The sequence below is a fragment of the Tsuneonella sp. HG222 genome (genome assembly GCF_053819185.1).
This window is the reverse complement of record NZ_JBSOQZ010000001.1, coordinates 1,744,356-1,762,744: the sequence shown is the minus strand read 5'-3', so window position 1 is coordinate 1,762,744 and position 18,389 is coordinate 1,744,356. Positions and strand designations below refer to the sequence as shown.

Sequence of the window (18,389 nt, the reverse complement as noted above, 5' to 3'; positions counted from 1 at the left end):
AATGGTCAAGCCAGAGTGGGGCAGCAAGCGTACCTGCCCCAAGTGCGCTGAGCGCTTCTACGACCTGACGAAGGACGACCCGATCGAGTGCATCGAGTGCGGGAACAAGTGGTATCCCGAGCCGGTCCTGAAGTCGAAGCAGCCGATCCCGTTCGAGGAAGAGAAGGTCAAGTCGAAGGAAGCCGACTCCGATCTGGCGGACGAAGACGAGGATCTGGAAGACATCGACGACGGCGAGGATTCGCCGGACAACGATGTGGACCTGGGCGGAGACGACGATCTCGGTGTGCCGGGTGCTACCGACGACGACGAGGACGACAACTAGGCCTTCGGGTCGGAAATTTTCAGGCTTGCAAGCGCGCGGGCGGGCACTTAAAGGGCGCCCTCCCGAGCCTGCTGGCCCGGGACGGTCCACCTCCCAGGGTGGGCCGGGCAGAATGGCACGGGGCCTTAGCTCAGCTGGGAGAGCGCTACAATGGCATTGTAGAGGTCAGCGGTTCGATCCCGCTAGGCTCCACCATTCCGGATACCGAAATGCGCCATGCGTATCGCATGGCTTGATTGCCGAGTTTCCCGCTGGCTGACGAGGTTTCGTCCGCCGGCGTCTTTTGCTTTGGAGTGCTGCTGAGCCGATGTTCGATACGCTGTCCGATCGCCTGACCGGGGTCTTCGACCGCCTGCGCGGGCGCGGTGCGCTGAACGAAGGCGACGTGCGCGAGGCGATGCGCGAGGTGCGCGTCGCGCTGCTGGAGGCCGACGTGGCCCTGCCGGTGGCGCGCAAGTTCATCGATGCCGTCACCGAAAAGGCCGTCGGCCAGCAGGTGCTGAAGTCGGTCACGCCGGGCCAGCAGGTCGTCAAGATCGTCAACGACGAACTGGTCGAAATGCTGGGCGGGGCCGGGACCGCGCCGCTCGAGCTCGACGTCCGCCCGCCGGCCGTGATCATGATGGTCGGCCTGCAGGGCTCGGGCAAGACGACCACGACCGCCAAGCTGGGCAAGCTGCTCAAGGAAAAGTACGGCAAGAAGGCACTGATGGCGTCGCTCGACGTCAACCGCCCGGCCGCGCAGGAACAGCTGGCCGTGCTGGGCGAGCAGGTCTCGGTTGCGACGCTGCCGATCGTGACCGGCCAGCAGCCGGTCGACATCGCTCGCCGGGCGCTCGAATCGGCCAGGCTGCAGGCGGTCGACGTGCTGCTGCTCGACACCGCAGGCCGGCTCCACGTCGACGAAGCGCTGATGGCCGAGATGAAGGCCGTGGCTGCGGTCGCCACGCCGACCGAAGTGCTGCTGGTCGTCGATAGCCTGACCGGGCAGGACGCGGTCAACGTCGCGCAGAGTTTCTCCGACGAGGTCCCGCTCACCGGCGTCGTGCTGACCCGGATGGACGGCGATGCCCGCGGCGGCGCGGCGCTGTCGATGCGGGCCGTCACCGGCAAGCCGATCAAGTTCGCCGGCACGGGCGAGAAGCTCGACGCGATCGAGGCCTTCAGCCCCGATCGTGTGGCGGGCCGCATCCTGGGCATGGGCGACGTGGTCAGCCTGGTCGAGAAGGCGGCCGCCCACATCAAGGAGGAAGAGGCCGAAGAACTCGCCAAGCGGATGATGGCGGGCAAGTTCGACATGAACGACCTGCGCACCCAGCTTCGCCAGATGCAGAACATGGGCGGTCTGGGGATGCTGGCCGGAATGCTGCCGGGCATGAAGAAGGCCAAGGCGGCGATGGCGAACAGCGGCATGGACCACAAGGTGCTGGTCCACATGGACGCTATCATCGGATCGATGACGCCCAAGGAACGCGCCAGGCCCGAACTGCTCAACGCCAAGCGCAAGAAGCGCGTGGCGGCCGGTTCCGGCGTCGAAGTGCAGGACATCAACAAGCTGCTCAAGATGCACATGGAGATGGGCCGCGCGATGAAGCAGATCCGCAAGATGGGCGGGCTCAAGGGCCTCGGCGCCATGCTGGGCGGCGGAATGGGCGGAATTGGCGGGGGCGCAGGCGCGCCGCCAGCACTTCCCGGCCTGGGCGGCGGCCAAATGCCGCCGGACATGATGAATCTTCTCAAGAAGAAATAATTTTCAAACGATTACATTCGAAAGGTAAGACACAATGGCAGTTTCGATCAGGCTCTCGCGCGGTGGTGCGAAGAAGCGTCCCTACTATCGTATCGTCGTGGCCGACGCGCGCAGCTCGCGCGACGGCAAGTATCTCGAGCAGATCGGCACCTACAACCCGCTGCTCGCCAAGGACGACGAAAAGCGCGTGGTGCTGAACGAGGACCGCGCCCGTTACTGGCTCGGCGTCGGCGCACAGGCGACCGACCGCGTTGCCCGTTTCTTCGATGTCGCCGGCATCCAGGAGCGTCCCGCGCGCAACAATCCCAAGAAGGGTGAACCCGGTGCTGCCGCCAAGGAACGCCTCGAGATGAGGGCTCAGAAGGAAGCCGAAGCCGCCGAAGCCGCCGCCGCGGCCGAGGAAGAGGCCAAGGCCGCCGCCGCCGCTCCGGCTGAAGAGGCGACTGAGGAAGCTGCTCCGGCCGAAGCCGAGAACGACGCGACCGGTTCGGTGAAGTCGGAAGACACCGCCGAAGCCGTGGCCGACGCCGTTGCCGAGGAAACCCCGGCCGACGCGACCGAAGCCGACGCCGCCGCGATGGCCGAAGAGACCGCCGAGGGCGGCCCGGTCGTCGAGGAAGCCGCCGCCGAGGAAGCGCCCGCTGCGGATGCTTCCGAGGACAAGGCCGAGGGCTGAGCCGCTTGGCACAGGACAAGCCCGTTACCCTGGCCGCCGTCACCGGCGCGCACGGGGTGACGGGCGAAGTCCGCCTGAAGCTGTTCGGTGACGGCTTCGAGAGCCTGAAGCCGCACAAGAGCTTCAACGAGGGCGCGCTCACGCTCAAAAAGCTGCGCGACGACGGCAAGGGCGGGGCGATCGCCCGCTTTGCCGAACTGCCCGACCGGAACGCCGCCGAGGCGCTGCGCGGCACGCTGCTGACCGTTCCGCGCGCCCAACTCCCCCCGCTCGAAGAGGGCGAATACTACCACGCCGACCTGATCGGACTGCCCGCTGTGTCCGACGCCGGCGAGACGCTGGGCACCGTCGTGGCGATCGAGAACTTCGGCGCGGGTGACATCCTCGAGATCGAACGGCCGCCCGTGGACGGTAGCCCGGGCAAGCGTTTCATGATCCCGATGATCGCGGACGCGGTGCCTGCGTGGAACGACGAGCGGGTCGTCATTGCCGCCGATTTCGCTGCGGGATTGACATAGCCTGATTGTTATATAAACGAGCGGTTATGCAAGAGCCGCTCGACCTCGCGTTCGCCGCCCTTTCGGATCCCACCCGCCGCGCTATCCTGCTGCGATTGGCGTCGGGCGAGGCCAGCGTCGGGGAAATCGCCGCCGGCTTCCCCATCAGCCAACCTGCCATTTCGCGCCATCTCAGGCTGCTGGAAGAGGCCGGCCTGATCGAGGCTGGCCGCGAGGGCAAGGCGCGCCCGCGTCGCCTCCGGCCCGAAGGGATCGAACAGGCGCAGCGCTTCCTGAGCGAGATGGCGAGCTACTGGCCCGACCGCTTCGACCGGCTCGACGAATTTCTCCAGCAGACCAAGGATCAGTCATGACCACCAGCGATGTCCCCGTGTTCGTCATCACCCGTACGTTCGACGCGCCGATCGAGCGGGTCTACCAGGCCTGGGCCGATCCCGAGCAGATGATCCGATGGTCGGGACCCAAGGGCTCGACCTACGAGATCGTCGAGGGCGAAGTGGCCGAGGGCAAGACTTCGATCGCGCGCAATGCGAGCGCCGACTTCGAGCTTTACGCACTGTGCCTGTGGCGCGAATTCACCCGGCCGACGCGCGTCGCGTGGGAGCAAAGCATCTGCGACGCACAGGGCAACAAGATCGCCCCGCCGTTCTTCGAGAACTGGCCCAAGACCCTGCTGACTGAGGTCGACCTGGTCGACCGCGGGGGTCAGACGGAGGTCACGCTGCACTGGACCCCGATCGAGTACGACGAGGCGTCGCTCGCAATGTTTGCCCAGCAGATGGCCAGCATGAAGGGCGGCTGGGGCGGCAGCTTCGACAAGCTGGACGAGTTCCTCGCCGGCTAGGCTGCCGCGATGCCGTCCAGCCGGGCGAGCGCCCCGGCTGGCAGCTCCAGGTCGGCCGCGGCAACGTTTTCGCGCAGGTGATCGGGCGACGAGGTGCCCGGGATCAGCAGAATGTTCGGCGAGCGCTGCAGCAGCCAGGCGAGCGCGACTTGCATCGGCGTGGCGCCAAGCTCCGCGGCGACCGCGTTCAACGTCTCCGATTGCAGCGGGTTGAAGCCGCCGAGCGGGAAGAACGGGACGTAGGGGATGCCGTCGGCCGCCAGCTCGTCGATCAGGGCGTCGTCGCCGCGGTGGGCCAGGTTGTAGGCGTTCTGGACGCAGGCGATCTCGGTCATGGACCGCGCCTCGCGCACCTGCGCGGGCGTGGCGTTGCTGATGCCGATGTGGCGCAGGATGCCCATGTCCTTCAGCCGGATCATCGCCTCGACCAGCGGGCGGATATCGCCGTCGGCCGGGCCGACGTGGCCGAACATCAGCCGCAGGTTCGCGACCTCCATCGCCTCGATCCCGAGCCGCTCGAGATTGTCGCGCAGGCCGCGTTCGAGCTCGGCGGGCGCATTCCATTGCAGCCAGCCGCCCTTCTCGTCGCGCCGCGCGCCCAGCTTGGTGACGAGGACGAGGTCGGCGGGGTAGGGCGCCAGGGCTTCGTGGATCAGGTCATTGACGACATGCGGGCCGTAGTAGTCGCTGGTGTCGATGTGATCGATGCCCAGCGCTATGGCCTCGCGCAGCACGGCCAGCGCCTGGTCCCGGTCGCGCGGCGGCCCGAAAACGCCGGGGCCGGCAAGCTGCATCGCGCCGTAGCCCATCCGGTGAACCGTCCGGTCGCCCAGCCGATACGTGCCGCCTAAGTTCCCCGTCGGCTCGCTCATGCCTCGTCTCCCGTCGGTTCGCCGCGCAGCAGCGGCCGTTCTTCCGCCAGATGATTGCGGATGGTCGTTGCCGCAACCCCGGCCTGGCCCATGGCGTGGCTGATCTGGTCGAGCCCGATGACCACGTCGCCCGCTGCGAACAGGCCCGGCACGCTCGTCTCCATGTGGCTGTCGACGAGGACGCAACCTTCGTCGGTGCGCTTCGCCCCGGCGAGTTCGGCCAGTTCGGAGCGGACGTGGGAGCCTAGCGCCGGATAGACGCTGTCGAATTCCTTTCGGCCCTCGGCAGTATCGAGCGTGAGGCGACTCCCCTCGATCTTCCAGCCGCCACAAGGGCCGGCGACGACTTCTATGCCCGCGTCGGCCAGCTTGGCCGCGCAGGTCTCGTCGAGATCGTGCTCTCCGTCGGGAGAAATCAGCGTGAGATCGGCGGTGAAGCCGCGCAGGAACATTGCCTCGGCCGTGCCGTGATCGCTCGTGCCGACGACCGCCACGCGCTTGTCGGTCACCTCGTAGCCATCGCAGACCGGGCAGTAGCGGAGCATTCCGGCAGCGAGCGCGGCGTCGTGAATGTCGTCGGGCAGGCTGGCCGGGCGCCGGTTCACCACGCCGGTCGCCAGCAGCACGGTGCGCGCGGTGTAGGTCCCGCTGTCGGTGCCGACGGTGAAGTGGTCGCCGGTCAGCGCGAGGTGCGCGACCTCTTTCTCCTCGCGAATCGCGCCGTACCTGTGCGCCTGGGCGTACATTCGGCCCAGCAGTTCCTTGCCGTTGATCCCGTCGGGAAAGCCGGCGTGGTTGTGGCTGGTGGGGATCCAGGCCGCGCGGCTGGTGCCGTTGTCGAACAGCCGGATCGAGAGGTGATAGCGCGCCAGATAGATCGCGGCGGTCAATCCCGCCGGGCCGGCCCCGATGATGATGCAGTCGTCCATTGCCAGCGCTAACGCTGGCGGGGCCGAAACTTTCCCCGCCGGTCCGGGACTGGAGACCGGACAGGGCAAGCTTCGGCCCCTGATGGCGCCTCAGGCGGGGCGGGGGGCCCCTGCCTGCGGCGTCTCGACGGCAATGGCGGAGTCGCCCTGGGATGCGGCACCCAGCGGCATGACGACCGTGAGCAGCGCGGCGATCATCGCGGTGGTGGCAACGCTGGCGATGCTGCCGGCGAGCAGCGCGGGGCCGCGCGCCGCGCTCCACCGGCCATAAGCCGAACCTATCGGCCGGGCCGGCCAGAACTTCGCCGCCGCCTTGGCCAAGGTCGCGGTGACCGCCGCGCTGAATTCTTCGTGGTGGGCGGCCCAGTGCCGCATCATCAAGGTGTCCTGCATTTCTCGCTTCCTTCCTGTTGGTGAATCCCAAATGTACCCGGCCGACCCTTCGCGCCAACAAAACGCTTGGCGGAGGTCATAAGTCGACCTTATGGAGAGCGGATGTCACGTCTGCCGCCGCTGTCCGCCATCCGCGCCTTCGAAGCCGCGGGACGGCTGGAGAACTTCAGCCGCGCGGCGGAGGAGTTGGGGATGACCCAAGCCGCAGTCAGCTATCAGGTGCGGCAACTGGAAGACCGGTTGGGCAAGTCGCTGTTCGTGCGCGAGAAAGGCCGGGTGCGGCTGTCCGACAGCGGGCGCCGCCTGCTGCCCGCCCTGACGCAGGGTTTTGCCGGCATGGCCGAGGCATTCGACGCCCTGCGCGACGAGGATACCGAGGTGCTTTCGGTCAACGCGGCAATGTCGATCGGCGGCGCGTGGCTTTCCTCTCGCATCGGCCGGTTCCAGTTGCGCCATCCCGACATCGCGGTGCGCCTCTCGCTGGCCAACGACATCGTCGACCTGTCGGGCGGCAGGATCGACGTGGCGCTGCGTTCGGGCTCCGGCGAATGGCCGGGCATCCGGGCCGATTTCCTGTTCCGCCAGCATTTCGCGCCGATCTGCACGCCCGAGTTCGTCGAGCGCAACGCGATCCGCGCACCCGAGGATCTGCTGCGGGTCGACCGGCTGACACCGAACGACGGCCTGTGGAACGGCTGGTTCGCCGCGGCGGGCGTCGCCGATCCCCCGCAGAGCCGCCTCGGCGTGGTGATGGACAGCCAGATGCAGGAAGCGAGCGCCATTCTCGGCGGCTTCGGCGTGGCCGTCATGACGCCGTTCTACTGGCAGGCGGATCTCGACAGCGGGCGTCTGGTGCAGCCGTTCGAAACCCTCTACCTGCCGCGCAGTTCGCACTTCCTGGTTCACCCGGTAGGGCGGGTCGGCGTGCGCAAGATCGAGCGGTTCCGCGAGTGGCTGCAGGACGAACTGGCAGCAGACCGCATGCGAACCGCTCCAGAAATCTGGATCCGACCCGAATGACTTTCACCGCAACCGTTCTGACGCTCTATCCCGAGATGTTCCCCGGGCCGCTCGGCGTGTCGCTCGCCGGGCGGGCGCTGGCAGAAGGGGCGTGGAGCCTCGACACGGTGCAAATCCGCGACTTCGCGGCCGACAGGCACCGGACGGTGGACGACACGCCGGCCGGTGGCGGGGCGGGCATGGTACTCAAGGTGGACGTGCTGGCGGCGGCGATCGACAGCGTCGAGCGCGGGCGGCCGGTCCTGGCGATGACCCCGCGCGGCAAGCCGCTGACCCAGGCCCGGGTGCGGGAACTCGCCGCGGGACCTGGGGTCATCGTACTGTGCGGCCGGTTCGAGGGTTTCGACGAGCGCATCTTCGAGGGCCGGGGGGTCGAGGAAATCTCGCTCGGTGACATCGTCTTGTCGGGCGGAGAGCCGGCGGCGATCGCGCTTCTCGACGCTTGCATTCGGCTGCTGCCCGGAGTAATGGGCGCGCCTTCCAGCGGGGCCGAGGAATCCTTCGAAGAGGGATTGCTCGAATATCCGCACTATACCCGACCTGTCGAATGGGAAGGGCGCACGATCCCTGAAGTGCTGCGATCGGGGGATCATGCGAGGATTGCCGCATGGCGCAAGGCCATGAGCGAATCCGACACACGGTTACGCAGGCCGGACCTTTGGGAGCGCCATGTCGGTGCTCGGGTTCAGCCTGCCTCTAGCGCGCGGCGAACGAAGAAGGACCAGGGCAAGTGAACCTGATTCAGCAGCTCGAGGCGGAAGCCATCGAGAACCTCGGGAAGGACATTCCCGAATTCCGCGCCGGCGACACCCTCAAGGTAGGCGTGCGCGTCGTCGAAGGTGAGCGTACCCGCGTGCAGAACTTCGAAGGCGTCTGCATCGCCCGCTCCAACCGCGGCATCAACAGCAATTTCACCGTCCGCAAGATGAGCTTCGGCGAAGGTGTGGAGCGCGTCTTCCCGCTCTATTCGCCGAACGTCGAGAGCATCACCGTCGTCCGCAAGGGCGTGGTGCGCCGCGCGAAGCTCTATTATCTGCGCGGCCGGACCGGCAAGCGCGCCCGCATCGCGGAGCGTCGCGAGGTGCAGAAGGAAGGCTGAGCTTTCCTGCATCCGGTTTCACGGGTAACGGGATGGGGCGCTCCGCGAGGGGCGCCCTTTCTCGTTTGGAGTCGCATCCACGTTGTCGAAATTTGGCCTTCTAGCCGCAGCAGTCATGCTTGCGGGCGCTTTCCAATCCGCTACCGCCCTTGCCAAAGAGAGGACCGAGATGACTGCCGAGCAGGCGCCCAAACTGACCTTCGAGCGGGTCTTTGCCAGCCCATCGCTCAACGGCCCGGCGCCGCGCCTGGCCAAGTTGTCGCCGGACGGACGCTGGCTGGCCGTGCTGCGCAACCGCGAGGACGATCGCCAGCGCTACGACCTGTGGGGATATGACCGCACGAGCGGTGAATGGCGGATGCTGGTCGATTCGGCCAAGGTCGGATCGGGCGCGGAATTGTCGGAAGCCGAGAAGATGCAGCGCGAGCGCAGCCGCATCGGTTCGCTCACCGGCATCGTCTCCTATTCCTGGAATGCGGACGGGCAGAGTCTGCTGGTGCCGCTGGACGGCGACCTGTTCCTTGCCCGGCTCGACGGGACAGTCGAGCGCCTGACGCAGGGCGGGGCGGGGCAGCTCGATCCCGAGCTCAGCCCCAAGGGCACCTATCTGTCCTACCTGCGCGACAACGGCCTGCACGTCGGCAAGCTGGGTGGCGCTGTCGGCGCGATCACGCCTGCAGAGGGCGACCTGGTCCATTGGGGTGAGGCCGAGTTCGTCGCGCAGGAGGAAATGGACCGCAAGCGCGGTTACTGGTGGTCACCCGATGAAGCGCGCATCGCGGTCGAGCGGTTCGATGAGGCGCCCGTCGGCGTCGTCACCCGCGCGTCGATCGGCGCGACGGGAACCCGCACCTTCGACCAGCGCTACCCCGCTGCCGGGACGCCCAACGCCGACGTGCGGCTGTTCGTGATGGACCCGGACGGCAAGAACAAGGTCGAGGTTGACCTGGGGGCGGAACGCGACATCTATCTCGGCCGGGTGGATTGGTCGCCCGACGCCCGCACGCTCTACGTCCAGCGGATCAACCGCGCGCAGGACCGGCTCGACATGCTGGCGGCCGATCCGGCGACCGGGGCGACGCGGCTGCTGTTCAGCGAAACGGCGGCCGAGGGGCACTGGATCAACCTGTCCGACGCCTACCGCTTCCTGAAGGACGGCAGCCTGATCTGGCGCTCGGAGCGCGACGGCTTCGGGCATCTCTACCGTTTCGCGGACGGCGCCTGGACCCAATTGACTCGCGGCGAATGGGTCGTGAGCAAGCTGGTGGGCGTGGACGAGGCCGCCGGCCGGCTCTTTTTCACCGGAACGAAAGATCACGTCACCGCGCCGCAGGTCTATTCGCTCCACTGGCGCACCGGCGGGGAGCCTGTCCGGCTGACGGACCCCGCCTTCACCAACTCGGCGACAATGGATGGCAAGGGCCGGACCTTGCTGGTCAGCCGGTCGAACCCAAGCCAGCCTCCGCAGGTCTATCTTGCCGATGGTGAAGGACAGCGGCTGGCATGGCTGGAAGAGAACGCGCTGGATGTCGGCCATCCCTACGCACCGTTCCTTCCCGGCCATCGGCCGACGCAGTATGGCGAACTGATCGGTCCGGACGGCACGACCATGCACTGGGAGATGATCACGCCCGAACTCAAGCCGGGCAAGCGCTACCCGGTGTTCTTCTCCCACTACGGCGGGCCGCACCACCAGGACGTCTACCGCAATTGGGGCGGGGGGCTGGCGCAGGCGATCGTCGATCGAGGCTACATCTGGTTCGAGATCGACAACCGTGGATCGGACAACCGCGGCGTGGAGTTCGAGAAGGCGATATTCCGCGCAATGGGCGGGGTCGAGGTCGAGGACCAGAAGGCAGGAGCCGCCTATCTCAAGTCGCTACCGTTCGTCGATCCGGCCAAGATCGCCACGTTCGGCTGGTCGTACGGCGGATACATGACGCTCAAGCAGCTCGAGGCGGATCCCGGACTCTACGCGGCGGGCATCGCGGTCGCTTTGGTCACGCGGTGGGAGCTCTACGACACGTTCTACACCGAGCGCTACATGGGCGATCCGGTGGCCGACGCGGAAGCCTATCGCAAGGCGAACGCGCTGGCGGATTCGGGCAGGATCGCAGACCCGCTGCTGGTCATCCACGGCATGGCCGACGACAACGTGATCTTCGAGAACACGTCCGAACTGGTCGCCAAGCTGCAGGCGGAGAACGTGCCGTTCGAAATGATGCTCTACCCCGGGCAGACCCATTCGATCGGCGGCCCCATGATCAGCCCGCACCTGTACGAAACGGTCTTCCGCTTCCTCGAGCGGCACGGGGTAACGCCGCCCGAGTAACTCCCCATTGCGCCGTTCCCCGCCAAGTGAACCTTGGCCCGGAACCAGACCCGCTTGATTGACTAATCCGCCGGTGCGCCTATCGCCGCCGCTCTTCGAGCGATGGAGTGTGCGATGGGTTACCGGGTGGCAGTGGTCGGAGCGACGGGCAATGTCGGGCGCGAAATGCTCGCCACGCTGGCCGAGCGCGAGTTCCCGATCGACGAGATCGCCGCTGTCGCCAGCTCGCGCTCGACCAACACCGAGGTCGAATTCGGCGACACCGGCAAGATGCTGAAGTGCAAGAACATCGAACACTTCGACTTCACCGGCTTCGACATCGCGCTGTTCTCGGCCGGGTCGGGTCCGGCGCAGGAGTATGCACCCAAGGCCGCGAGCCAGGGCTGCGTGGTGATCGACAACAGCTCGTACTACCGCATGGATCCTGACGTTCCGTTGATCGTGCCCGAGGTGAACCCCGACGCGATCGACGGCTATGTTCGGCGCAACATCATCGCCAATCCCAACTGCTCGACCGCGCAGATGGTCGTGGCGCTCAAGCCGCTGCACGACGCCTTCGGCATCAAGCGCGTGGTGGTCAGCACCTATCAGTCGACCTCGGGCGCCGGAAAGGCCGGGATGGACGAGCTGTTCGAGCAGAGCCGCGCGATCTTCGTCGGCGATGCCGTAACGGCGAGCAAGTTCACCAAGCAAATCGCCTTCAACGTGATCCCCCACATCGACGTGTTCATGGATGACGGGTCCACCAAGGAAGAGTGGAAGATGGTCGTCGAGACCAAGAAGATCCTCGACCCCAAGATCAAGGTCACCGCCACCTGCGTGCGCGTGCCGGTCTTCGTCGGCCATTCGGAAGCGATCAACATCGAGTTCGAGCGCGATATATCCGCAGAGGCGGCAATGGACATCCTGCGCGAGGCGCCCGGCATCATGCTGATCGACAAGCGCGAGGACGGTGGATACATCACCCCGATCGAATGCGTCGGCGACAATGCGACCTTCATCAGCCGCGTGCGCGAGGACCCGACGGTCGACAATGGCCTCAACCTCTGGTGCGTCAGCGACAATCTGCGCAAGGGCGCCGCGCTGAACGCGGTGCAGATCGCCGAGCTGCTCGGCCGGCGCCACCTAAAGAAGGGCTGATGCGGAGCGCCGCCGCCTTCGCGCTCGCCCTGTTGCTGGCGTCATGCGGCGCGGGCGAGGCGGAACCGGAAGCGCAGCCCGCGACCACGCCTACCGCGACGGCTGCAGAGCCGGCGGCGGAAACACCTGCCGGACCGGCGGTGGCACTCGATATCGGCGGGCTGCGTCTGGTAGACCCCGGCAGCGGCAAGACCACTGCCCTGTCGTTCGGCATGCCGCGCAGCACGGTCGACGCGATCGTCGCGAAGGCGACAGGGCAGACAGCCGAGCTCTCGCACCTGGGCGAATGCCCGGCCGGGCCGATGGACTTTTCGGCCTTCGGCGCGCTGAAGCTTCATTTCATGGATGGCGAATTCGTCGGCTGGTCGCTCGACGAGGGTCTGCCGCGCCTGACCACGATGGACGGGATCGGGATCGGCTCGACCCGGCGCGAAGTCGAAGCGGCCAGAACGATCGCAATGGTCGAGGGCAGTACGCTGGGCGCCGAATTCACGCTCACACCGAGTTCGGGCGAGAGCAATCTGTCGGGAATTTTCGACGGGGATAGGGAATCTGCGAAAGTGCAGGTCCTGTGGGCGGGAATTGCCTGCAACTTCCGCTGAGCGGCCGCTGCGTCAGCGCCTGCGCGGCGGCTTGTTCATGAACATCACGAGCGGCACGCTCAGGAAGCAGATCCACATCATGAACCAGAAGTCGTTGGCATAGCCGATCATCGCCGCCTGGCGATTGATCTCCAGGTCGAGCAACTGCAGCCCCGCCTCGCCGACGGTCTGGTATTGATCCATCTTGGACAGGTCGAACACCGAACTGCTGGCAGCGGTCACCTCGCTCGCAAGATCGGCATGGCTGACTTGCATCGAGCGGATCAGCAGCGTCGTAGTGATCGAGATGCCGACCGACGAGCCCAGCGAGCGGAGGAGGTTGAGCAGGCTCGATCCGTCGGTCCGGAACCGCGGGGGCAGGGTGGCGAAGGCGACGGCCTGCAATGGAATGAAGATAAAACCCATGCCCAGGCCCTGGAAGGCGCCGGTCCACCAGATATGGCCGTAATCGACCCCGAGCGACCAGTGCGCCATTTCCCACAACGATAGCCCCACGACGACGAACCCCGAGGCCACCATCGCCCTGGGGTCGATACCCATCTTGCTGCCGAGCGCGGCGAGCTGCATCGAAATCAGCACGCCGACGCCCCGGGGCATCAGCGCCATGCCGGTATCGATCACGCCGTAACCGAGCAGTCGCTGCATCATCGGTGGTAACAGGGCCATGACAGCGAACATCACGATCCCGACGACGAGCATGAACAGCACCGCGACGACGAAATTGCGGTCCGCGAACAGCTCGCGTTCGAACAGCGGATCCTTCGCCGTGGAGAAATGGACCACGGCGAACCAGACGCCGCTGACGGCAAGGAAAGCGTAGAGCCAGACTTCGACGGAATCGAACCAGTCGACGTGCTGTCCGCGGTCGAGCATCAGTTGCAGAGCCGACAGTGACAGGGCGAGATAGAAGAACCCTGCCAGGTCGAAACGCCGCCGCCGGGTGGGTCTGCGCGGCAGGGTCGTAATCAGCAATGCGAGAGCGACGATGCCGAGCGGCAGGTTGACGAAGAACACGAAGCGCCAGTTCCAGTTCTCGGTCAGCCATCCGCCCAGGACCGGGCCGACGATAGGGCCGATCATGACCCCAAGGCCCCAGATCGCCATCATCTGCGGGTGCTTGCTGGGTTTGGCCGAATCCAGCATGAAGCTCTGGCTCAGCGGCCCGATGAAGGCGCCAGTGACGCCCTGCAGCGCGCGGAACATGACCATTTCCGTCAGGTTCTGCGCCAGGCCGCACAGCACCGAACTGGCGATGAAGCCGGCGGTCGAAAGGATGAACAGCCGCCGCGCGCCGAACCGGTCGGCCAGCCAGCCGGTAATCGGCATCGCGATGGCTGTCGCGATGATGTAGCTGGTCAGCACCCAGGTAACGCTGTCGGCGGTCGCGCCCAGGGCCGATTGCATGTGCGGGATCGCCACGTTGGCAATCGTGATGTCGAGCACCTGCAGCAGGCTCGCCAGCATCACGCCCACGATGAGGAGACGCGGATTTTCCGCCGGCAGGGAGGCTACGTCCTCGAGCGGCACGGCGGCCGCCCGGCGATCGCCGCGGGCAGGCGCGGCCGATGCCACGGTCAGCTCTCTTCGCTCGTGAACACCGTCACGTGGGTGGACAGACCGGCCAGCAGGGGCCGGGCGCTTTTCTCGTCCAGCGCAATGCGCACCGGCACGCGCTGGGTGACCTTCACCCAGTTTCCGGTGGCGTTCTGCGCCGGAAGGACGGAGAACTCCGACCCCGTGCCGGCCCCGATCGATTCGACGTGGCCCTTTATGCGCATGCCGGGATAGGCGTCGAAACTGAGCTCCGCACGCTGGCCGACGGCCATCTGGGCAAGGTCGGTTTCCTTGAAATTCGCCTCGATGTAGGTGCTGCCGTCGGCGACGATGGTCAGGACCGGGAGGTTAGGCAGCAGCTGCTGGCCCACCTGCAAGCGGTCAGCCTGGGCTACGCGACCGCCGACCGGGGCACGCACTTCGGTCCGCCGCAGGCTGAGCTGGGCGTTGGCGCGCTGCGCCTCGGCCGCGGCAATCTGCGGGTTCTTGCCCGGGACCGCGGCGCCTTCGGCCAACCGTGCGCGCGCCGCCGTCTGCTTGGCCTCGGCCTGGCGCAGTTCCTCGCGCGCCTGTTCCACCGCGTGACGCGCGGCGTCGTAGTCTGCCTTGGTGGTGAAGCCCCGGTCCATCAGTTCCTGCTGCCGGCGGAAGCGCGACTGGGCGAAGGCGATATCCTCGCGCGCGCCGGAAATGTCCGCTCCCGAAAGATCGGCCGAATTGGCGAGCGCGGTGACGTTGGCCTGCGCGGTAGCGATCGCCGCGTCGGCCTGGGCGACCTGGAGTTCGAACGGCTCGGGATCGATCCGGAACAGGAGATCGCCGGCCTTTACGCTCCGGTCCTCGCCGGTCATGACGTCGACGATCTTGCCGCCGACTTCCGCGCTCACGGCCACCATGTCCTGCTGGACATAGGCATTGTCGGTGGTGACCTTGCCCTGGAGGCTCTGCCAGTAGAGAAGCCCGCCGATCAGGAGCGCGACGGGAAGCGAGAGCATGACCAGCACGCGCCCCAACCGGCGCTGTTTCTTCGGCTCTTCGGTCGTCCCGAGGGTGTCAAGTTGGGGATCGGCTTCGGCCATCGGTTTCCAAATGCAACGCTCTGCGCCGGCAAATAAGATACCTTGCCGCCAATAACAATGCGTTGCGAACCTTGTTTTCGGCACCCATCGGCGCGATGACTGGCGGCATGGAACGTAGCCTCAAGGATGGCGGCTGCCAGTGCGGCCGCGTGCGATATTCGGCCAACGTCGATCCGACCGACGCGTACCTGTGCCATTGCCGCATGTGCCAGAAGGCGACCGGAGGCTTCGCCGCCGCCTTCGTAAACGTGCCCAACGAGCATGTGAGCTGGCAGAGCGAGCCCGACTGGTACGCCAGTTCGCCGATCGCCAGGCGCCCTTTCTGCAGCACCTGCGGAACGCCGCTCGGCTTCACGTTCAACGACGGCAAGGGGTTCGACCTCACGGTGGGCAGCTTCGACGATCCGTCCGACTTCGTGCCGACGGCCCACGCCGGCGCGGAAAGCCTGCACGAAGTCTGGCTCGACACCCGCGACCTCCCGCGCCAGCGCAGCGACCAGACCGACAGCGTCGTCACCCGCTGGCAGGCCGCGGGCCTCGAGGTGCCGGAGTGACGTCACCGAAGGTCGAAACGTTCGCCGGCTTCGGGGGCACGGAGCTGGCGCTGCATCGGATTGGGAAAGGGCGGCCGGTCGTTCTGCTCCACGGCCTGTTTTCCGACGCCGAAACGAACTGGATCAAGTTCGGACACGCCGCCCGGCTAGCGGAGGCCGGTTTCGAGGTGCTGATGCCGGACCTGCGGGCGCACGGGCACAGCGGCAGGCCGCACGATCCCGGCGCCTATCCGCCCGACGTCCTGCTGCGCGATGTCGAGGCACTGGTGGCGCATCTGGGACTGCGCGATTTCGACCTCGCTGGCTTCTCGCTGGGCGCGCGCACGGCGGTAGGCTGCGTGGTCGAGGGGATCGCTCCGCGGCGCCTGGTCATCGCCGGCATGGGCATGGAGGGCCTGGCCGGGTTCGAGCGGCGCGCCGGCTTCTTCATCGACGCCATCGACAGGTACGAGCAGGTGAAGCGCGGCGACCCGGCGTTCTTCGCGGTGGCTTTCATGAAGACGCAGAAGGTGGACCTGGTCGCCTCGCGCCTGTTGCTCCAGTCGGTCGCGGGAAATGCCGAGGCCGATCTTCAGGCGGTGACGATGCCGACGCTGGTCGTGTGCGGCGCGCAGGACCGCGACAACGGCTCCCCCATGGCCCTGGCGCAGGCGCTTCCCGACGGGCATTTCGTCGAAATTCCCGGCACGCACATGAGTTCGGTCACGCAGCCGGAACTTTCCACCGAGATCGTGCGCTTCCTAACGGCTTGATCAACCGCGCAGCCCCGTGCAATGCGGTTCCAACAGAAACCAAATCGCTTCGAGGTTCGCACCCCATGACGTTCAAGGCTTCCGTCGCGCCGCTGGCGCTGGCCATCTCGCTGTCCGCCTGTGCCACCGCACCGGCGACGGCCCCCGTGAGCACTCCGGTCGCAGCCGCCGCCGAGGCTCCGGCGTTTCCACTCACCCCGCAGGGCGCGGCTGACTTCGTCGCTGCGGCGGAAAAGGAACTTTTCGACTTCGGCATCGAAAACGCGCGCGTGTCCTGGCTCAACGCGACGTACATCAACGATACCAGCGATGCGCTCGCCGCGACCTACAGTGCGCGCGACACCGAAATGAGCGTGCGCTACGCCATCGACGCGGCGAAGTATGCCGCGGTGCCCGGGCTCGATCCCGAAGTGAAGCGCAAGCTCGACACACTGCGCAGCCGGATCGTGATGCCTGCCTCGACCCGGCCCGGCGCCGCTGACGAGCTCAGCCAGATCACCACCAAGCTCAGCTCCGACTACGGCAAGGGCCAGGGGACGTTGAACGGCAAGCCGATCGCCGGGGTCGATATCGAAGAGCAGATGGGCAACCTCGACCACACCCCGGCCGAATTCGCCGAGATGTGGACCAGCTGGCACGACAATGTCGGCGCTCCGTCGAAGGCGGACTACGTTCGCATGGTCGACCTCGGCAACGCCGGCGCCAAGGAGCTCGGGTTTGCCGACGTGGGCGACATGTGGCGCGCCAATTACGACATGCCGCCGGCCGAGTTCGCCGCCCTGACCGAGAAGATGTGGCAGGACGTGAAGCCGCTCTACCAGAGCCTGCACACCTATGTGCGTTGGAAGCTCAACGAGAAGTACGGCGATGCCGTGCAGCCCAAGACCGGCCCTATCCGCGCGGACCTGCTGGGCAACATGTGGGCGCAGGAATGGGGCCCGATCTATCCGCTGGTCGCCCCGCCGGGATCGGGCGACATCGGTTACGAGATTACCGACCTGCTTGCCGAGAAGGGCAAGGACGAAATGGACATGGTGAAGACCGGCGAGGGCTTCTTTTCCTCGCTCGGCTTCGAACCCCTGCCCGAGACGTTCTGGACCCGCTCGATGTTCCTCAAGCCGCGCGATCGCGAAGTGACCTGCCACGCGAGTGCGTGGAACCTCGACAATGTCGACGACCTGCGCATCAAGATGTGCATTAAGAAGAACACGACCGATTTCGTGACCATCCACCACGAGCTTGGCCACAACTACTACCAGCGCGCCTACAACAAGCAGGACTACCTGCACCTCGACGGTGCCAACGATGGCTTCCACGAGGCCATCGGGGATGCTGTCGCGCTCTCCATCACGCCCGAATACCTCGTCCAGATCGGGCTGCTCGATCGCAGCAAGGTCCCCGGGCCGGACAAGGACATCGGGCTGCTGCTGCGCCAGGCGATGGACAAGGTGGCGTTCCTCCCGTTCGGGCTGCTGGTCGATCGCTATCGCTGGGGCATCTTCGACGGCACGATCGCGCCGGCCGACTACAACACCGCGTGGAACAAGATGCGGCTCGATTACCAGGGGATCACGCCCCCGGTGGAGCGCCCCGTCGACGGGTTCGACGCCGGGGCAAAGTATCACGTGCCGGGCAACACCCCGTACACGCGCTACTTCCTTGCCCGGTTGCTGCAGTTCCAGTTCTACAAGGCAGCGTGCGACCAGGCCGGGTGGACCGGGCCGCTGCACCGCTGCAGCTTCTACGGCAACAAGCAGGTCGGCGAAAATCTCAACAAGATGCTCGCGATGGGCGCCAGCAAGCCCTGGCCCGACGCGCTGGAGGCGTTCACCGGCAGCCGCGAAATGAGCGGCAAGGCGATGGCGGAGTACTTCGCCCCGTTGAAGGCGTGGCTCGACGAGCAGAACAAGGGCAAGCCGCAGGGCTGGTAAGCTGCGGGAAGGCCGGGAC

At 66.5% G+C, this 18,389-nt stretch carries 19 protein-coding genes, 1 tRNA gene and 1 pseudogene; 16 read left to right on the top strand and 5 right to left on the bottom strand.

The window, feature by feature from the left end:
• The first annotated feature begins 1 nt into the window (after position 1).
• The 7 genes and pseudogenes from ACWPMZ_RS08985 (at position 2) to ACWPMZ_RS08955 (ending at position 4,113) form a co-directional block, all read left to right on the top strand.
• On the top strand, positions 2-325 hold the full coding sequence (locus tag ACWPMZ_RS08985) for a TIGR02300 family protein (protein WP_455703666.1): 324 nt from the start codon (positions 2-4) through the stop codon (positions 323-325).
• Positions 326-444: 119 nt separating this feature from the next.
• A tRNA-Ala gene (locus ACWPMZ_RS08980) sits at positions 445-520 on the top strand.
• Positions 521-632: 112 nt separating this feature from the next.
• Positions 633-2,075, top strand: coding sequence for a signal recognition particle protein (ffh, locus tag ACWPMZ_RS08975; protein ID WP_455703665.1), 1,443 nt, complete (start codon positions 633-635; stop codon positions 2,073-2,075).
• A 34-nt stretch (positions 2,076-2,109) separates the two neighbouring features.
• Positions 2,110-2,592, top strand: a pseudogene (gene rpsP / locus ACWPMZ_RS08970) (30S ribosomal protein S16); the annotation flags it as partial.
• Between the two features lie 164 nt (positions 2,593-2,756).
• Positions 2,757-3,269, top strand: a complete 513-nt coding sequence (rimM, locus tag ACWPMZ_RS08965) for a ribosome maturation factor RimM (RefSeq protein WP_455703664.1) — start codon at positions 2,757-2,759, stop codon at positions 3,267-3,269.
• A gap of 26 nt (positions 3,270-3,295) precedes the next feature.
• The gene (locus ACWPMZ_RS08960) at positions 3,296-3,622 is read left to right on the top strand and encodes an ArsR/SmtB family transcription factor (protein ID WP_455703663.1); all 327 of its coding nucleotides are present in this window, start codon (positions 3,296-3,298) and stop codon (positions 3,620-3,622) included.
• Positions 3,619-4,113: an SRPBCC family protein gene (locus ACWPMZ_RS08955; protein ID WP_455703662.1), complete on the top strand. Its 495-nt coding sequence runs from the start codon at positions 3,619-3,621 to the stop codon at positions 4,111-4,113. Before ACWPMZ_RS08960 ends, ACWPMZ_RS08955 begins: the two co-directional genes overlap by 4 nt.
• On the opposite strand, the gene ACWPMZ_RS08950 is transcribed toward ACWPMZ_RS08955, so the two are convergent.
• The 3 genes from ACWPMZ_RS08950 to ACWPMZ_RS08940 form a co-directional block, all read right to left on the bottom strand.
• On the bottom strand, positions 4,110-4,985 hold the full coding sequence (locus tag ACWPMZ_RS08950) for an oxidoreductase (protein WP_455703661.1): 876 nt from the start codon (positions 4,983-4,985) through the stop codon (positions 4,110-4,112). The two genes, ACWPMZ_RS08955 and ACWPMZ_RS08950, sit on opposite strands and share 4 nt — an antisense overlap.
• Positions 4,982-5,914 carry an NAD(P)/FAD-dependent oxidoreductase gene (locus tag ACWPMZ_RS08945; protein WP_455703660.1) on the bottom strand — a complete coding sequence of 311 codons (933 nt, stop codon included), beginning with the start codon at positions 5,912-5,914 and terminating at the stop codon, positions 4,982-4,984. The genes ACWPMZ_RS08950 and ACWPMZ_RS08945 overlap by 4 nt, the downstream gene beginning before the upstream one ends.
• A gap of 90 nt (positions 5,915-6,004) precedes the next feature.
• Positions 6,005-6,307 carry a hypothetical protein gene (locus ACWPMZ_RS08940; RefSeq protein WP_455703659.1) on the bottom strand — a complete coding sequence of 101 codons (303 nt, stop codon included), beginning with the start codon at positions 6,305-6,307 and terminating at the stop codon, positions 6,005-6,007.
• A 102-nt stretch (positions 6,308-6,409) separates the two neighbouring features.
• On the opposite strand from ACWPMZ_RS08940, the gene ACWPMZ_RS08935 reads away from it, so the two are divergent.
• From ACWPMZ_RS08935 to ACWPMZ_RS08910, 6 genes are all read left to right on the top strand, one after another.
• Positions 6,410-7,327 carry a LysR substrate-binding domain-containing protein gene (locus ACWPMZ_RS08935; RefSeq protein ID WP_455703658.1) on the top strand — a complete coding sequence of 306 codons (918 nt, stop codon included), beginning with the start codon at positions 6,410-6,412 and terminating at the stop codon, positions 7,325-7,327.
• The gene (gene trmD / locus ACWPMZ_RS08930; RefSeq protein WP_455703657.1) at positions 7,324-8,061 is read left to right on the top strand and encodes a tRNA (guanosine(37)-N1)-methyltransferase TrmD; all 738 of its coding nucleotides are present in this window, start codon (positions 7,324-7,326) and stop codon (positions 8,059-8,061) included. The genes ACWPMZ_RS08935 and trmD overlap by 4 nt, the downstream gene beginning before the upstream one ends.
• Positions 8,058-8,426 (top strand): 50S ribosomal protein L19, encoded by a 369-nt coding sequence (rplS, locus tag ACWPMZ_RS08925; protein ID WP_455703656.1) that lies wholly within the window; start codon positions 8,058-8,060, stop codon positions 8,424-8,426. The genes trmD and rplS overlap by 4 nt, the downstream gene beginning before the upstream one ends.
• Before the next feature lie 115 nt (positions 8,427-8,541).
• Positions 8,542-10,758 carry a DPP IV N-terminal domain-containing protein gene (locus tag ACWPMZ_RS08920; protein ID WP_455703655.1) on the top strand — a complete coding sequence of 739 codons (2,217 nt, stop codon included), beginning with the start codon at positions 8,542-8,544 and terminating at the stop codon, positions 10,756-10,758.
• Between the two features lie 114 nt (positions 10,759-10,872).
• Positions 10,873-11,898, top strand: coding sequence for an aspartate-semialdehyde dehydrogenase (locus tag ACWPMZ_RS08915; protein ID WP_455703654.1), 1,026 nt, complete (start codon positions 10,873-10,875; stop codon positions 11,896-11,898).
• A complete protein-coding gene (locus ACWPMZ_RS08910) occupies positions 11,898-12,500 on the top strand; it encodes a hypothetical protein (protein WP_455703653.1) in 603 nt (200 codons plus the stop codon). The genes ACWPMZ_RS08915 and ACWPMZ_RS08910 overlap by 1 nt, the downstream gene beginning before the upstream one ends.
• 12 nt (positions 12,501-12,512) lie before the next feature.
• On the opposite strand, the gene ACWPMZ_RS08905 is transcribed toward ACWPMZ_RS08910, so the two are convergent.
• Positions 12,513-14,072 (bottom strand): DHA2 family efflux MFS transporter permease subunit, encoded by a 1,560-nt coding sequence (locus ACWPMZ_RS08905; protein WP_455703652.1) that lies wholly within the window; start codon positions 14,070-14,072, stop codon positions 12,513-12,515.
• Positions 14,073-14,074: 2 nt separating this feature from the next.
• A complete protein-coding gene (locus ACWPMZ_RS08900) occupies positions 14,075-15,133 on the bottom strand; it encodes an HlyD family secretion protein (protein WP_455703651.1) in 1,059 nt (352 codons plus the stop codon).
• Between the two features lie 107 nt (positions 15,134-15,240).
• Between ACWPMZ_RS08900 and ACWPMZ_RS08895 the strand changes: the two genes are divergently transcribed.
• From ACWPMZ_RS08895 to ACWPMZ_RS08885, 3 genes are all read left to right on the top strand, one after another.
• Positions 15,241-15,687: a GFA family protein gene (locus ACWPMZ_RS08895; RefSeq protein ID WP_455703650.1), complete on the top strand. Its 447-nt coding sequence runs from the start codon at positions 15,241-15,243 to the stop codon at positions 15,685-15,687.
• Positions 15,684-16,439: an alpha/beta fold hydrolase gene (locus tag ACWPMZ_RS08890; protein ID WP_455703649.1), complete on the top strand. Its 756-nt coding sequence runs from the start codon at positions 15,684-15,686 to the stop codon at positions 16,437-16,439. The genes ACWPMZ_RS08895 and ACWPMZ_RS08890 overlap by 4 nt, the downstream gene beginning before the upstream one ends.
• A gap of 65 nt (positions 16,440-16,504) precedes the next feature.
• Positions 16,505-18,370 carry a M2 family metallopeptidase gene (locus tag ACWPMZ_RS08885; protein ID WP_455703648.1) on the top strand — a complete coding sequence of 622 codons (1,866 nt, stop codon included), beginning with the start codon at positions 16,505-16,507 and terminating at the stop codon, positions 18,368-18,370.
• Positions 18,371-18,389 lie beyond the last annotated feature (19 nt).